This window comes from bacterium (assembly GCA_009926305.1).
Taxonomy (GTDB): domain Bacteria; phylum Bdellovibrionota_C; class UBA2361; order UBA2361; family RFPC01; genus RFPC01.
Genome location: RFPC01000240.1, coordinates 1 through 1,229, shown reverse-complemented (window position 1 = coordinate 1,229; position 1,229 = coordinate 1). Strand labels below are relative to the sequence as shown.

Annotated in this window: 2 protein-coding genes; both read right to left on the bottom strand. The window is 46.9% G+C overall.

The window, feature by feature from the left end; genetic code table 11:
* Window positions 1–731 (bottom strand): hypothetical protein (locus tag EBR25_14170; protein NBW42116.1); only part of this gene is annotated, 731 nt, incomplete at its 3' end.
* Between the two features lie 249 nt (window positions 732–980).
* Window positions 981–1,229: hypothetical protein (locus tag EBR25_14165; protein ID NBW42115.1), on the bottom strand; the 249-nt coding region annotated here is incomplete at its 5' end.

The window sequence follows — 1,229 nt, the reverse complement described above, 5'->3', positions numbered from 1 at the left end:
CCCGACAATTTACTAATCGCGCTAGCTCCTTCTACTGTCCACGAGGTAGGCGATGTCAGCCTCAGAGATATCCCCAATCCACTAAGATTAATAGTCAGACCGTCAGCAGTCTCGTACTGATCGAGATCCAGGATGACAGCGGATTCTGTCCCCAGAATTGCAGATTCGGAGAGATTAGTAGTCCCGTCCGTATCTTTAAGCTCAGACTCAGACACGGTAACCGCTCCGGTGTCCGAGTTAAAGGAGAATTTGATAAACCCGATATGTTGAGGGGTAACCGGGGGTTTGTAAAACTGAGCACTGGGTCCGCTATGCAACCCTGGGTACGTTCCATTTCCGTAGAAAGAGTCGAGAAAGTTTATCCTGTCTTGAATCCTAATCCTCGGAGTTATAGAAACCGTACTCCCTAGACTACCCCCTCCTACGCTGGCACCAGCCAGTCTGCTAAGAAAACTCCTGTCAATCCCCTCATCGACGAAGTCCGAAGTAACGTTCCAATCTAACGCGTCATAGGGGCCGCCATACTGATTTGTTTCAGCGCTTTCAGTTATACTTATCTTACGCAGTATGTTATTGAGACTTTCTCCTCTGTCTTCAACGTCAGATAGAGCGGAAGATCTCCTTAAACCAATAAATCTCGCTCTGCCACTCTTCCCCGGTGCTTCTTTTCTCAACCTCCTTATCAAAGGTTGTCCAGTTAAACCAAGGTCTCCGCTGACTCTGGTCGCCATAAATCGTACGTTACTATTCCTAATAAGCTTTCAACGTTGAAAGCAGGGTAGAGGGATACCTAACTATGTCTAAGAATATATTCGAAAGTAGCGCTTTTTTAATAGCCGAGCTCGTCTTTTGCTTAGCCTTTCTCGCTGCATGCGAGATTCCAAACTGGACAAGGGGGCCCTTTTCACCCAACCAGTGTGTTGATCGTTGGATGTTTTCAGCGGGCCTTTTCTTTCCCTCTAGTCTACAAAATCCCGGTGTTACTTCGCCTCGTATAGGTCGGAATAAGACTTGATTACTTCTCGTACAAAATCTGAACGGACAATATCGTCCATACCAAATTCTACGCAGCCTACAAACCCCTCAAGGTGATGTAGTCTAGACCTTGCATCGCTCAAGCCGTCACCTCCATATCTCTTAGACAGATCTCTTTGAACGACATCGCCGAGAAGAGATATCGTACTATGATCGCCTAGACGTGACAAGATGGTTAGGACAGAGTGATCCGT